General features: G+C 39.2%; 17 protein-coding genes. 2 read left to right on the top strand and 15 right to left on the bottom strand.

All coding sequences use genetic code 11. The features are described from left to right. Positions 1 to 31: 31 nt before the first annotated feature. On the bottom strand, positions 32 to 1,489 hold the full coding sequence (thiI, locus tag RF53_RS11275) for a tRNA uracil 4-sulfurtransferase ThiI (protein WP_039037719.1): 1,458 nt from the start codon (positions 1,487 to 1,489) through the stop codon (positions 32 to 34). Between the two features lie 98 nt (positions 1,490 to 1,587). Next, positions 1,588 to 2,241, bottom strand: a complete 654-nt coding sequence (locus RF53_RS11270) for a TetR/AcrR family transcriptional regulator (protein ID WP_006791540.1) — start codon at positions 2,239 to 2,241, stop codon at positions 1,588 to 1,590. 188 nt (positions 2,242 to 2,429) lie between these two features. Between RF53_RS11270 and coaD the strand changes: the two genes are divergently transcribed. Beyond that, complete coding sequence (coaD, locus tag RF53_RS11265) at positions 2,430 to 2,921, top strand: pantetheine-phosphate adenylyltransferase (RefSeq protein ID WP_006791542.1); 492 nt, start codon at positions 2,430 to 2,432, stop codon at positions 2,919 to 2,921. A 59-nt stretch (positions 2,922 to 2,980) separates the two neighbouring features. Here the strand turns inward: coaD and RF53_RS11260 are convergent, their stop codons facing one another. From RF53_RS11260 to argC, 13 genes are all read right to left on the bottom strand, one after another. Beyond that, positions 2,981 to 3,496: a hypothetical protein gene (locus tag RF53_RS11260; protein ID WP_039037718.1), complete on the bottom strand. Its 516-nt coding sequence runs from the start codon at positions 3,494 to 3,496 to the stop codon at positions 2,981 to 2,983. Further along, a complete protein-coding gene (locus RF53_RS11255; protein ID WP_039037717.1) occupies positions 3,496 to 4,026 on the bottom strand; it encodes a hypothetical protein in 531 nt (176 codons plus the stop codon). Before RF53_RS11255 ends, RF53_RS11260 begins: the two co-directional genes overlap by 1 nt. Then, the gene (locus tag RF53_RS11250; protein ID WP_033018884.1) at positions 4,026 to 4,532 is read right to left on the bottom strand and encodes a hypothetical protein; all 507 of its coding nucleotides are present in this window, start codon (positions 4,530 to 4,532) and stop codon (positions 4,026 to 4,028) included. The genes RF53_RS11255 and RF53_RS11250 overlap by 1 nt, the downstream gene beginning before the upstream one ends. A gap of 13 nt (positions 4,533 to 4,545) precedes the next feature. Next, positions 4,546 to 5,088, bottom strand: coding sequence for a hypothetical protein (locus RF53_RS11245; RefSeq protein ID WP_039037716.1), 543 nt, complete (start codon positions 5,086 to 5,088; stop codon positions 4,546 to 4,548). Beyond that, a complete protein-coding gene (locus tag RF53_RS11240; protein WP_039037715.1) occupies positions 5,088 to 5,618 on the bottom strand; it encodes a hypothetical protein in 531 nt (176 codons plus the stop codon). The genes RF53_RS11245 and RF53_RS11240 overlap by 1 nt, the downstream gene beginning before the upstream one ends. Continuing rightward, positions 5,618 to 6,127 carry a hypothetical protein gene (locus RF53_RS11235; protein WP_039037714.1) on the bottom strand — a complete coding sequence of 170 codons (510 nt, stop codon included), beginning with the start codon at positions 6,125 to 6,127 and terminating at the stop codon, positions 5,618 to 5,620. The genes RF53_RS11240 and RF53_RS11235 overlap by 1 nt, the downstream gene beginning before the upstream one ends. A 349-nt stretch (positions 6,128 to 6,476) precedes the next feature. Next, on the bottom strand, positions 6,477 to 7,010 hold the full coding sequence (locus RF53_RS19615) for a hypothetical protein (RefSeq protein WP_039037713.1): 534 nt from the start codon (positions 7,008 to 7,010) through the stop codon (positions 6,477 to 6,479). Positions 7,011 to 7,026: 16 nt separating this feature from the next. After that, entirely contained in the window at positions 7,027 to 7,227 is a 201-nt protein-coding gene (locus tag RF53_RS11225; RefSeq protein ID WP_039037712.1) for a hypothetical protein, read from the bottom strand. 258 nt (positions 7,228 to 7,485) lie between these two features. Then, positions 7,486 to 9,351: an argininosuccinate lyase gene (argH, locus tag RF53_RS11220; protein WP_008130622.1), complete on the bottom strand. Its 1,866-nt coding sequence runs from the start codon at positions 9,349 to 9,351 to the stop codon at positions 7,486 to 7,488. Positions 9,352 to 9,399: 48 nt separating this feature from the next. Next, the gene (locus tag RF53_RS11215) at positions 9,400 to 10,602 is read right to left on the bottom strand and encodes an argininosuccinate synthase (RefSeq protein ID WP_008130621.1); all 1,203 of its coding nucleotides are present in this window, start codon (positions 10,600 to 10,602) and stop codon (positions 9,400 to 9,402) included. Beyond that, positions 10,599 to 11,531, bottom strand: a complete 933-nt coding sequence (locus RF53_RS11210; protein ID WP_039037711.1) for an ornithine carbamoyltransferase — start codon at positions 11,529 to 11,531, stop codon at positions 10,599 to 10,601. Before RF53_RS11210 ends, RF53_RS11215 begins: the two co-directional genes overlap by 4 nt. Positions 11,532 to 11,538: 7 nt before the next feature. Next, positions 11,539 to 12,306: an acetylglutamate kinase gene (argB, locus tag RF53_RS11205; RefSeq protein ID WP_008130611.1), complete on the bottom strand. Its 768-nt coding sequence runs from the start codon at positions 12,304 to 12,306 to the stop codon at positions 11,539 to 11,541. Then, entirely contained in the window at positions 12,306 to 13,316 is a 1,011-nt protein-coding gene (gene argC, locus RF53_RS11200; RefSeq protein WP_039037710.1) for an N-acetyl-gamma-glutamyl-phosphate reductase, read from the bottom strand. Before argC ends, argB begins: the two co-directional genes overlap by 1 nt. Positions 13,317 to 13,537: 221 nt before the next feature. On the opposite strand from argC, the gene argE reads away from it, so the two are divergent. Continuing rightward, positions 13,538 to 14,683: an acetylornithine deacetylase gene (argE, locus tag RF53_RS11195; RefSeq protein WP_039037709.1), complete on the top strand. Its 1,146-nt coding sequence runs from the start codon at positions 13,538 to 13,540 to the stop codon at positions 14,681 to 14,683. Positions 14,684 to 14,738 lie beyond the last annotated feature (55 nt).

Genomic DNA, 14,738 nt, shown 5'->3' with positions numbered 1-14,738 from the left:
TTTATAAACTATTAACGTATTTACTTACCCTTTAAGGACGATAAACTTTTACAGTTGTAAAGCCTTGCTCGTGTAAAATAAGCGCTTGCAACTGGCTCATTACACCTCTATCACAATATAGGTAGTAGTCTTTATCTTTTGGTAGGTCGCCAAACTTCGTAGCTAAGCGGAAAAACGGTAGGTGAATTACTTCAATACCTTCAATTTCAAGCGGCGCCGCGTCTTCTTCTTCTGGCGAGCGAATATCAACAACAACTGAACCTGGCGGTAAATCGGCAACCGACTCAGCCTCTTTAAGCTCTTGCTTAGCTTCTACGTCGATATCACGAACATCCATAACACGCGCGTTATCTATAACGGTATCAAGTACATCAAAGTCGAACTTTTCTTCTTCGCCTTTAATCACGTCTATTTTTGCTTTTACCGTTGGCTTTTTAGATATAACACCACAGTATTCTGGCATAGTTTCGGCCATTTCAGCGGTACCGATTTGGCGCGCAATGTTTATAATCTCTTGCTTATCATGCTGAATTAGCGGGCGTAAAATAAGGGTTTCGGTTACGCGGTCAATCACACTTAAATTAGCCAACGTTTGGCTAGACACCTGCCCTATACTCTCACCCGTTACAAGCGCTTGAATATTTAGCTTTTCGGCCACTGCGCTACCGGCACGCATCATCATACGCTTGAGTACAACGCCCATTTGGCTGTTCTCAACGTTTTCTAAAATTTCGGCAACAACAGGTTCAAAGTCGACCGTAATAAATTTTACTTTATGAGTAGAGCTGTATTTTTTCCATAAAAAGTAACTCGCTTGTTTAACGCCAATTTCGTGGGCAGCGCCACCTAAATTAAAGAACAAAAAGTGCGTACGCGCGCCTTTTCGTATCATTTGGTAGCTAGCTACGCCTGAGTCAAACCCACCCGACATTAACGACAGCACATCTTCTTGAGTTGGCAAAGGGAAGCCCGCCATACCCAAATGTGTTTGCGTTACAATGTAGGCTTTGTCGTCTTTTACTTCTAGACGAATAGTCACCTCTGGGCGGCTAAGTTTTACGCGGGCACCTTCAACGTGTTGGTTTAAACCACCACCAACGTAACGCTCTAAATCAGTTGAGGTAAAGTCGTGTTGGCCTATACGCTTTGCACGTACACAAAATGTTTTACCCGCAATTGTGTGGCCAATTAACTCAAAGGTTTTTTGATAAATTTCGTCCAACGTACTAAATTCGATTTCGGTCACTTCAATAAATTGCACTATACCTGGAATACGTTGCAAACCATCAATAAAGTCTAACCGAGTTTGCGCGTCAGTTAATTTGGTGACAACTGAAATGTTATCCCAGTTGTTTCTTACTTGTACTTTTTCGTCAATACGACGCAATACAATTTTAATGTTATTTTCTAACACTTTAGTAAAGCGTTTACGAACCGAGCGGCTTTTAATAGCTATTTCGGGGTGTAGTTTGACGATAAATTTAAGCATAGTTCACTCTTAGACTGCGGGAATTCGCGCTCCCAGGCATTTGGCGCGCGATTATAGCAAAAATTTTAACGTCTAGGAAACAGCCAATAAATGAAGCGTTATGCTACTGCCGGTGCTTGCTGTGCAAGTGCCGTGTACTTTTCGCGAAGTTGGTTCATCTGTACGCTGCTTTTTTCTGTACTGTAAGCCCTAAATAAAGCCAATACTTTTAAAATACCATAATAAATATCTTGCTCAGCCAGCGAACCACTGGGTCTTCGTGCTTTTATATAAGGTGTCCAAAAGCTAACAGTTAGTTTAAGTGTGTGTGCTAATTCGGTCACGTCTTGTTCGTCAATGGCGATCATGCCTTTATCACGCAATCCCAAAATAACGTTACGAACTTGCTCTAATAACTCAAGCTGAAAATCAATATACGCTTGTTTTAAGTCGGTATCTCTGGAGAGGATATCGCCAAGGTTGTCGTAAAAAAAGTGAAAACGCCACATAAGTTCAAATAGCGAGTCGAGATAAGCAGTTAAATGACTAAATGCATCGTCGTCTTTATCAATAGGCTTAAAATGTGTACTTAAGTGATCACGGTAAAGCGCAAAAATATGGCGAATAATATCTTCTTTATTTTTAAAGTGATAATAAAGATTCCCCGGACTCATCCCTAAGCTCGATGCAATATGGTTCGTTGTGATTGCACGCTCACCATTTTCATTAAACAACGAAATACTGGTGTGTATTATTTTTTCCTTGGTATTCATATGCTAATACTCAAATAGTCTATTGGCTACATTACACTCAAATTTGGATAGGCAGTATAAACAAAATTAACAATTAAAACACGCCCTAAACAACGCTTAAAATTACCGCTAATGGGTGCACTAGCAACTGGGCTGATTTGTTCTGTAAACACTGTTAAACTGCTACAAAATTATAATTTGTGAACCTTATGAACGTTACTGCAATTTACCCCGGCACTTTTGATCCACTTACTAATGGGCATACAGACCTAATACAACGTGCTGCCAAAATGTTTGACACTGTTTTGGTTGCTGTTGCTAATAACCCAAGTAAACAGCCATGTTTTAATCTTGAAGAGCGTGTGGCGCTAGCAAACACAATATTAAGCCACTTAGATAACGTAAAGGTCATTGGTTTTTCTGGATTACTGGCCGATTTAGCACGCGATCACAATGCACACGTACTTATTCGCGGTATAAGAGCGGTGTCTGACTTTGATTATGAATTTCAATTAGCAAACATGAATCGCCGCCTAAACCCGGATCTTGAAAGTGTATTTTTAACACCTGCTGAAAAAAATTCTTTCATTTCATCTACTTTAGTTAAAGAAGTGGCGCGTCATCATGGCGATGTAAGCGAATTTGTAGACCCTATTATTGTAAAAGCACTCAAAGAAAAAGTAGGCTGCAATACTAACTAAGCCTAGTGAGTGCTTTACCAAAGCAAAAAATATAGGGGTATTAAGCCTCTAATAATACATTAAGCACGTGTGGTTAGTTTTTTAGTTAACCACACCAGTTTTAACAAATCTTTTTTAGTAACAAGTACGACAGCCATTGTTATATCAACAAGCGGCATCACTAACCCGTAAACTCCCCATAACCACCAATAACCGCAATATGGGTTTACTATAAAATCAACATGCATTGCCAGAAAAAGCGTGGCGTTAATAGACAACCCCCCTGCCAAGTAGTAAAAGCTGACAGGGATCACTTTTCCTAGGCTGTAACGCCAAATAATAATAGTCGCAATCGTAACCGCATCAAAAATAAATAACTGTAAATGCCTAAGTGGTGTATACATATCTATGTATAAACACAAAGTATACGAAACCATCATAATGAATGAGAGTTGAGTTCGGCTATTATCGGTTTTATTAATAGCCGCAGACAAGTTATATAAAAAGGTGAAAACAAATAGCCACGTTATAAAAATACCAAAAGGTTCAGCTATTGAAACCATCATCCAAAAGTAATCTTCCAAAAAACTACCCATTACCTAGCCACCAGTGGTTTACGATTCAGCACACTGTTTTTTAATTTAACCAAACCTAAAATATCTTTATTTGTAATAAGTACTACAGCCATCGTTAAATCAACAAGTGGTACCACTAATCCGTATACACCCCATAACCACCAATATCCATCATATAGCTTTACAATTAATTCAATATGTAGTGCCATAAAAAGTGTCGCATTTATAGTGAGCCCTGCTATTAAATAATAAAAACTAATCGGAATTATTTTACCAAAGCACTTCCGCCAAATAAAAATAACGATAATGGTAGCGATATCAAAGGCAAATAATTGCAAATACACCGATGGCGTATATGCATATATATACAAACTCAACGAATACGAAATCATCATAATGAATGACAGTTGAGTGCGGCTATTATCAGGTTTATTTATGGCTGCAGAAAGGTTATATAAAAAAGTAAAAACAAATAACCACGTAATAAAAATACCAAGCGGTTCACCAATTTCAGCAAGACTAAAAAAAACATTTTCCAAAAAACTACCCATTACCTAGCCACCGGTGCTTTTCGATTCAACACAACATTTTTCAATTTAACCAAGCCTAAAATATCTTTATTGATAATGAGTACTAAAGCCATAATGAAGTCAACAATAAGTGTTGAGATACCGTAAACCATCCACAACCACCAATACCCGCAATTTGGATTTATAATACTATCAATATGCATGGCCATAAAAAGCGATGCATTAATACACAGCCCTACTATTAAATAATAAAAGCTAACAGGGATGAATTTCCCTAAGCACAGCCGCCAAATAAAAATAACGGCAATGGTGACGACATCAAAGGCAAATAATTGAAGATAAGGCGCAGGAGTATAAGCGTCTATGTATAAACTCAACGTATAAGAGACCATCATAATTAATGACAGTTGAGTTCGGCTATTATCAGGTTTATTAATCGCTGCAGAAAGGTTATATAAAAAAGTAAAAACAAATAACCACGTAATAATTATACCTATGAGCTCGCTTATTGCAGCGAGACTCCACATAAAATCTACCAAACTACACTTTCCTTATTTCACCGGCTTTATTTTTACGATTTATTACTGTATTTTTTAATTTAACCAACCCTAAAATATCTTTATTGACAATAAGTACTACAGCCATCGTTAAATCAACAAGTGGTACCACTAATCCGTATACCGCCCATAACCACCAATATCCACCATAAAGCTGTATTATTGTATCAATATGCATAGCCATAAAAAGCGCTGCATTAATACATAGCCCTACAATTAAGTAATAAAAGCCAATAGGAATAACTTTACCCAAGCACAGCCGCCAAATAAATATGACGGCAATAGTAACAACGTCAAAGGCAAATAATTGTAAAAACACCGATGGCGTATACGCATATATGTACAAACTCAACGAATAAGAAACCATCATAATGAATGACAGTTGAGTTCGGCTATTATCAGGTTTATTAATAGCCGCGGATAAATTATATAAAAAAGTAAAAACAAATAGCCACGTAATAAAAATACCAAGAGGCGCACCAATCTCAGCAATGCTTAGGAATATACTTTCCAAATTACTCCCCATTAAATAGCTGCCGGTGTTTTACGATTCAACATAATGTTTTTTAATTTAACCAATCCTAAAATATCTTTATTTGTAATAAGTACTAGAGCCATTATGAAATCAACAATAGGTGCTGAGAAGCTATAAAGCATCCACAACCACCAAAATTCATGTGTTGGATTTACTATAGTATCGATATGCATGGCCATAAAAAGCGATGCGTTAATACAGAGCCCTACTATTAAATAATAAAAACCAATAGGGATCACTTTACCTAAGCACAGCCGCCAAATAAAAATAACGGCAATAGTGACCACATCAAAGGCAAATAATTTTAGGAACAGTAATAGAGTAGACATGTCAATGAACAAACTCAACGTATAAGAAACCATCATAATTAATGACAGTTGAGTACGGCTATTGTCTGATTTATTAATGGCCGTAGACAGATTATATAAAAATGCAAAAACAAATAAACATGTGATAGGTATACCTAAGAGATTGCTAATTGCAGCGAGACTCCAAAAGAAGTCCTCCAAAAAACTACCCATTACCTAGCCACCGGTGTTTTACGATTCAACACAACATTTTTCAATTTAACCAAACCCAAGAAATCTTTTTTAATGAAGAAAACAGCAACCATGGCCAAGTCGTTAAAGTTAACTAGCCAAGAGTAAAGTACTGTAAAAAGCCACGGTTCGTAGTTTTTATAAACCACGGTATCTAAATGCATTCCTAAAAATAGGATGGCATTCACTGAGAGCCCCGTTAATAAATAGGCGGATATAAGCCTCTCTTTAATAAATAAATTAAGTATCACAAGGGCAAAAATAGTGGCTATATCAAAATAAAAAAAATCGAGGTACCGTATTGTTTGAATATCTATAAAAAGGCTTGATAAATATGAAACAGTCATTGCTAAAGATAACCAAACACTCTTTTTGTCAGCCTTATTAATGCTAGAAACGAATGAATACAAAAAAGCCATTAAAAAACCCCACTGCACCAATGCCCCAATATAAAAACTTACATCTGGGGTTAACATCAGATCATCTAACATAACAATCGCTAATGTAATAAGAGCAGGTCATTCGGGCCGGTAAGTACATATTTAATTGGATAGGTGTGTATATGCTTGAAACCAATCTGAACAAAAAAGTCATTAAAAGTACCCATTATAAAAATGCGCTAATGTACATAGATAATTTGGGCTAGTTTTAAAGCGTTTCATGATTTAATTGTTTACCAAGTTTTAGGAGTATGCTTCTATTTTACATTCTAAAGCTGAGTGACATGTGGCTTATACTTTATAAAGTATAGATGTCAAAATATAGTCATTAGTTGTAGAGTGACGCCCTTAAATTTATGCTTTGACGTTTGTTAAGCGTAAAAATAAAAATAATTTAAAGTTAGAGCACTTTTGAATTAGCGCTTGGATTTAGTAAAGTGCGGATTGCATTTTTAAGTTTATGAAGCCCTAAAATATCTCTATCAACTATTAAAGCTACTATCATTGTAATATCAATTAGGTTGACAGTGTAAATAAACACCTCCCAAAACCACCAATGCTTGTTGTTTTCCAAAACATTACCGTCTATGTACATTAACAAAAAGAAAATGGTATTTATGCTAAGGCCTAATACTAAATATAAAAAAGATGGCGTGGTTTTTTTTACTATTTTGTATACACAAATAAGTGCGAAAATAGTCGCAATGTCATACAAGGCAAATTGCAGATAGAGTGAATTTTTAATTGAAAGCCATGTAAAAAAATAATCTGATAAAGTGTATGAACACATCATTACAAAAGAGCTAAATAAAAGGGTGGTGCCTTTTTTTAAACCTATTGCGTAAATAAATATATTAAAAAAAAAGGCCATTAAAAACCCCCACATAAAAAACGCAGAGAGAGAAAACAACCCAAATAAATTTTGTAAGAACATCTAACGCCTTAAATTATCACTTTGGCCTAGCTGGCGGGTTTACTATTATTGCCGAACGGCTTAAATCAGCACTAGCCGCACTTAAACCTTCTTGCGAGAAACTTACTGTATCAGATTGTAGGGTTTTAGTACTAGCAGTTTGTTCAGCCGCAGGCTGTAATTGTTGTGTTTTGTTGTATGCTTGCATTTGCACTTGGCTATTAGCTGAAATTTGCATGTAATTGATCCTTATAAAAGTTTAAATTTAATTGGCGTAAAACTAAATCACACCATTGTGTAGGTATATGCACTACTCATGGCGGTAGTTGCTATTTATAACTACATAGCTATTTGCAAGCTATGTACCAACTTTTATTTAAATTTTATTTTTAAGTAAATTACTAGGAATTGACACAATCAAAACACCTCCGACCAGATATGCTAAGGCATAAAAAAACGCACAGGGGTAACCGTACGTTTTTTGTATCCAGGGAGTTTAAGCCACGAATTTACACGGGATCGCCGCTTTATTACTTGGCTTTAAAATGTATTCCATTGCTACTTCGTCGCAGTTTTCTTTACGAAGGCACAATTCACAATCTTTCATTACTTTTTCAGGCAGGCTGTCTTTACTGCAAAAAACAAAATCTTGTTTTTCAAAAAAGTCTGGCACGCGAGTAAGTACAATTACGCGATTAAGTGCCAATTTTTTGGCTTTTATTAGTAAATGGTCAACTAATTGCCGCCCTTGCCCAGTTACTGCACTTTGCGGGTCAATACCCAAAGAGCGTATCTCTGCAAGGCCGGTATCGTATATATACAGCGATGCACAGCCCGACACTTTGCCGTCTATTTCGGTTACAGCAAATTCATTAATCGAATGCACCATGTCGCTTTTAGCACGCGGCAAGTTTTCGCCGACTGTTGCCCAGTGTTGAATAAGTTTTGCAATTGATTCAACGTCGTCTAGGTTGGCATCACGAACCGTTATCTGCTGTTTTTTTTTGGCTGCTTTAATTGCGCTAGTGACTTGCTCAATGGAGGTGCCGCCAACTGCTTGACGCGCTTTAATACAGGCGTCTATTTCAAGTACCGGATAAACATCGTCTTCAAACACATCATTTACTGATTTATATTGTTCAAGTGAGAGCTCCTCAAGGGTTTTATCTTCACTTATTGCAAGCTGTACCAACACACCTACAATATGATGCCCCTCTCTGAAAGGTACCCCCTTAGCAACTAAGTAATCAGCCAGCTCGGTTGCATTTGCATGGCCGCCTTTTGCCGCAGCCAATGTACGCTCACCTTTTACTTTTACGCCTTTAATACACGCTTGTGCCATATGAATACACGCAAGCCATGTGGGCATCGCATCAAAAATGCCTTCTTTGTCTTCTTGCATATCTTTATTGTAAGCAAGTGGTAATGCTTTAAGGGTCATCATCATGGCGCTAAAGGCACCAAATACACGGCCTGTTTTACCACGAATAAGCTCAAGTGCATCTGGGTTCTTTTTTTGCGGCATTAAAGACGAGCCAGATGTAACATTGTCGGCAAGTTCAATAAAGCCCGCTTCACCTGAGTTATAAAAAATTAAATCTTCAGACATACGCGATAAATGAATCATTGAAATTGAAGCACAACTTAATAGCTCAACAACAAAGTCACGGTCTGAAACGCCATCAAGGCTATTTTTTGTCGCCCCTGTAAAGCCTAAGCCTTGTGCAAGTGTTTGGCGGTCAATTGGGTAAGCAGTGCCAGCCAATGCGCCACTGCCTAGCGGGCAATAGTTCATACGGGCTTTAGCGTCTTGCAAACGGCTTTCGTCGCGTTCTAGCATTTCAACATACGCCATGCACCAGTGGCTAAATAGTACGGGTTGTGCACGTTGCAAATGGGTATAACCAGGTAAAATAGTACCTAGTTCGCGTTCGGCCAACGCAACAAATTCAGCTTTTAATTGCGCAATGGCTTTTAAAATATGATCGGCAGTATCACGGCACCATAATCTAAAGTCGGTGGCTACTTGGTCATTTCGACTGCGACCTGTGTGTAACTTTTTAGCTAGGTCACCCACTTTCTCAATTAGAGCCGCTTCAACATGCGAATGAATATCTTCAGCACCGGATGTAGCTACAGCCATTGGGTCTGCTTTTACCTCTTCGAGTAGCTCGTATAATGCCGATACTAACTCTTTGTGCTCATCGTTTGATAACACGTTAACTTGTTCAAGTGCGCCAGCCCATGCAACAGAGCCAATAATATCTTGCTCTGCTAGTTGGTAGTCAAATGGAAGTGAGTCGTTAAATTGTTTAAACGCCTCGTCTGGACCCGTAGAAAAACGTCCGCCCCATAATGCCATGAAATATCTCCAAACCCTGAAATGCCCCTTTTACAAGGGGCGTAAAATTTACTTTTTAGACAACGCCGAAATTCTGCTTGAAAGCGAGAATAAACGAATAAAGCCTTCAGCATGTGATTGGTCATACACATCATCTTCGCCAAAGGTCGCAAAGTCTTCGCTGTATAGGCTGTTAGGTGATTTTTTCTGAACCGCAGTCACTTGGCCTTTATAAAGCTTAAGTACCACTTCACCCGTTGCTAATGTAGATAACGCCTCGGCGCCCGCTAAAATAGAGTCTTTAAGCGGCGTAAACCAACGTCCGTCGTACACTAAGTGCGAAAATTCGCCGCCTAATACTTCTTTCCACTTACGGCTTGATTTATCAAGTACTAGCTCGTCTATTGCTTGAAGCGCAGCCATGATCACCGTACCACCTGGGGTTTCGTAACAACCACGCGATTTCATGCCGACTAAACGGTTTTCTACTATATCAACACGGCCAACACCATGCGGTGATGCAATGTCGTTTAATTTAACTAAACAATCATAAGGTTTAAGCTCTTCGCCATTGACGGCAACCACTTCACCTTCAACTACTTTTAATGTTACTAGCTCGGCTTTATCGGGTGCTTGCTCAGGAGAGTTAGTCCAAGTCCAAACTTGATCGCTAGGCTCACACCATGGATCTTCAAGCTCGCCACCTTCGTGAGAAATATGCCACGCGTTAGCATCACGGCTGTAAATTTTTGTTGCTGAAGCAGAACACGGAATATCACGCTCGGCTAAGTAATCGAGTAGTGATTCACGGCTTGATAAGTCCCACTCTCGCCATGGTGCAATGACTTTTAAATCGGGAGCAAGCGCTGCAAAGCACGATTCAAAACGTACTTGGTCGTTACCTTTACCCGTACAACCATGCGACAGTGCATCGGCACCTACTTTACGTGCAATTTCAACTTGCGCTTTAGCAATAATTGGACGCGCCATTGAGGTACCTAGTAAGTAAGTACCTTCATAAATAGAACCTGTTTTAAGCGTTGGGTAAATGTATTCACTTACCATTTCATCTTTTAAGTCAACCACGTAACACTCTGATGCGCCTGATGCGATGGCTTTTTCTTCAACGCCTTCAAGCTCTTCTGCGCCTTGGCCTACATCGGCAACAAACGCGATTACTTCACAGCCGTAATTTTCTTTTAACCATGGCACGATAGCCGATGTATCTAGACCACCTGAATAGGCTAAAACGACTTTTTTAATTGAACTCATAGGTGTTCCTTAACAAAATTTGGATTTAGTAATGTAACTAGCAGAGCATTTTGCGCATGCATGCGATTTTCTGCTTGTTGAATAATTTTTGATGCTGGGCCATCCATTACCTCAGAGGTAATTTCAAACTCACGGTGTGCCGGTTGGCAATGTAATACCGTAGTAGCCCCTGTTTGATCTAGCAATGCTTGGTTTAACTGATAAGGCATATATTTTTCTTTAACTTGCTCAAGAGGCGTATCATCGCCCATAGACACCCATGTATCGGCGTAAACAACGTTTGCGCCAACCGCCGCTTCTACACGGTCACTTACCATTACTGATGCGCCATTCATAGCTGCTATTTGCTCGGCCTTTTTAAGAATTTGCGAATCAGGCGAGCTGCCTTTTGGCGTTACTGCCACAAAATCAGTACCCAGTGTTGCAGCAAGTAACATAAGTGAATGAGTTACATTATTGCCCTCTCCTAGGTAAGCTACTTTAAGCTCGCTCACATCGCCATGTACTTCTTGAAGCGTTAAAAAGTCTGCCAATGCTTGGCACGGGTGATACAAGTCACACAAGCTATTAACCACAGGAACAGAAGAGTACTCACCTAATGTGGTTAACGTGCTGTGCTGGTTTACACGCGCTACAATACCGTCAGCCCATGTAGAAATATTTAGTGCAAAATCTTTTACAGATTCACGTGCACCCATAGCGCCATTTTGCTGATCTAAATAAACCGCATGACCACCTAAACGATTAATGCCAATATCAAACGATAAACGTGTACGTAAGCTTTGTTTTTCAAATAGCGTAACAACTGACTTGCCCGCTAGTACTTGACTGTATTTTTCTGGCTTTGCCTTTAAATCACGCGCCAGCTTTAATAAATTAAGTGCGCCTTGTTGGTCTAACTCTAGACCCGTTAAAAAATTCTCTAACATGGTAACCCTATGGTGTAATCTTTGTTCCGACATGCTCGCCTTGCAGCAGAGCAGTTAAATTTTCTGGCTTTTGCCAGCTGGAAATATACACACCGCGTCGTAAGTGTAGGGCAGCGTGAAGACTGGTCTTAACTTTGACCTCCATCCCGCCCACAATTACTCCCTCTGCAATTAAAGTCTCAATGTGTTTTGTATCTAATTGATGTAATGGCTGCTTATTAGCGTCAAGAACGGCCTCTACGTCAGTCATAAAAATAAGCTCTGCATTTAAATTATTGGCGATAGCTGCCGCTGCCTCGTCTGCATTAACGTTGTACCAAAGCCCTTGCTCGTCAAAACCTATAGAGCTAACAATTGGTAAGCGCCCGACGTTTAGTAAATCGTTAATAATAGAGTCATTGTTACTTTCGCACTTTCCTACTAGGCACAATGCTTTGAGCTTTTGCGATGCGGTTACGCCTGCTTCGTAAAGGCTTAACCCAACAGGTTTATGGCCAGAAGCAATAGCTTGAGCCATTAACTGCTTGTTTGCACAACCTGCAAGTGCACCAACTATGTGGGGCATTTGTTCTGCAGGGCTAATACGTAAACCTTGATGCTTAGCGCTAACAAAACCGGCTTCTTTTAACCATGTATCGACTAATGCCCCGCCACCATGGACAATTACAAAGTTATGACTTGGCTGATTAGACAACACATCAAATAACGCATGAGCTGCGTTTTCAGTGTTAAGTACAGCGCCGCCAAGCTTAATAACCCACGTTTTTTTAGCCATTAAAACGCTCCTTTTAAGCCTGTGGTGTGGTCTAAATTCATTGATAAATTAATACACTGCAGAGCTTGCCCTGCAGCACCTTTTAGTAAATTATCAATGGCTGCCATAACAATTAGTTGAGAGCCTTGCTGCTGCCAACCAATATCAACATAAGGCTGCTTTGCAACTCCCTTAATTGACGGGACCTTACTACCTAACAAGCGGATTAAAGGCTCGTTTTCAAGCACGCTGTAGGCCTTAGCCACTTGCTCACTTGTAACATTAGGTTTTAGTTGCACGTAAATGGTTTCTAAAATACCGCGAGCAAAGTTCCCTAAATGAGGGGTAAATAAAACCTGATGACCAAGGTGTTGCTCTATTTCTGGTCCGTGGCGATGATTAAATAAACCATATGGCGCTAGCGACACTTCACAAAAATGAGTACCTACACTGGCTTTACGCCCTGCGCCAGTTACACCCGACACTGCATTAATAATAATTTTGTCGTCGCTTAACAAACCGGCTTGCTGTAGTGGCTTTAACGCATTCAGCGCCGCAGTAGGATAACAGCCGGCAACAGCCACTAAATTTGCATTTGCAATGTCGTTGCTATTCCATTCAGCTAAACCATAGGCCGATTCATCTAATAACTCAGGGTGTTTATGTTCAAAGCCGTAATAAGTAACGTAATCATCATTGCTTGCTAGGCGATAACCACCCGATAGGTCAAACACCTTTTTGCCCATCGCTAAAAATTGCGGGGCTAAATCTACACTTACTTTATGGTCGGTACACAGGCATACGTAATCTGCATTCGCATTAATGTCGTCGAACGCTGACTTTGTAAGAGGAAGTAAAGGAGTATCAAGTAAACCTAAGTGCTCTGGATATAAATCACTCAGTAATTTGTGTTTATCTAAGCTTCCTTCAGATACATAGCTACCTGACAGTTTTAAATTTGGGTGTTTAGCCACAAGGCTTGCTAGTTCTGCGCCGCTGTATCCACTTGCGCCAATAATCGCTACATTCATTATTTACTCATTATCTTAAAATCTATTACTACTTATTTGTGTGTTCGCTTACACTAGCTTAGGTGCTAAGTAAGTCTTTTTTGTTAATGAATTTTGATTATCGTCGCATTATCATCATTGTGTTACTTAATATATTTATGCTTAAAAAGTGAATTGATATTCATCATAAATACTTTTATATTGTTATGCAATTAAATTGAATAGTTATTTTGGAATTTTTTATGTCTTTGCCTTCGTTTATTTCTATGTACCAGCAATTAATTGCAGCCCCGTCTATCAGTGCAATTGAAGACAGCGAATGCATGAGTAATAAAAACGTTATCGAGTTACTTGCCCACTGGTGTGAAACGCTCGGTTTTACCTGTGAAATAATAGAACTGGAAGGTAAAAAAGGGCGTTATAACTTATTAGCTAAACGTGGCGTCGGGGATGGTGGTTTAATGCTTGCTGGGCATACCGACACAGTGCCGTTTGATGACAGCCGCTGGAATCATGATCCGTTTAAATTAACAGAACTCGACAACAAACTGTATGGGCTAGGCAGTATTGATATGAAAGGATTTTTTGCTTTCGTATTACAAGCTATAAGCGAACTAGATGAAAAACAACAAACACAGCCAATTTTAATACTTGCCACTGCAGATGAAGAAACCACCATGGCAGGCGCACAGCAAATTTGCAAACATCCTAACTTAAAGCCGGCACGCTGTATTATTGGCGAACCCACTGATATGACACCAGTATTTACACACAAAGGGCATATGAGTACTGCAATAAGAGTTGTCGGTCGTTCTGGCCATAGCTCCGATCCCGAACGTGGTCTTAACGCCATTGAAGTTATGCATAAAGTGACTTCAAAATTACTGATCTTAAAAGAGCAATTAAAGAATAAGTATTCACTAAGCCACTTTGAAATACCTTATCCTACTTTAAATTTGGGTAATATTCATGGTGGTGACAACGCAAATAGAATATGTGGGTGTTGTGAAATGCATATTGATATGCGCCCATTGCCAGGGTTGAGCGTACAAGAGCTACAAGCACTGCTGCTAGATGCAACAAAAGACATAAACGAGCAATACCCAAACTCAGTAAGTGTTATTGACCTACATGACCCAATACCCGCATTTACTGGCAGAACCGACAGCGCGCTAGTTCAACTAGCTGAAAAGGTAGCGGGCCAAAAAGCCATTGCTGTTAATTACTGCACAGAAGCACCTTTTATTCAGCAACTGGGTTGTGAAACCATAGTTATGGGACCAGGTTCTATTAATCAGGCGCATCAGCCTGACGAATTTTTAGCAATGGAAAAAATAAAGCCTTCACAGCACATCATTAGCAATATTATAAAAGCCTGTTGCTTTTAGCTAAGCAATAAAAAAAGACGCTTAACAGCGTCTTTTTTTATAAATGCTAAATTTA

The sequence above is a fragment of the Pseudoalteromonas sp. ECSMB14103 genome (genome assembly GCF_000813065.1).
Classification (GTDB): domain Bacteria; phylum Pseudomonadota; class Gammaproteobacteria; order Enterobacterales; family Alteromonadaceae; genus Pseudoalteromonas; species Pseudoalteromonas marina.
The sequence above is the reverse complement of the archived record's forward strand: the minus strand, read 5'-3'. Positions and strand labels throughout refer to the sequence as shown.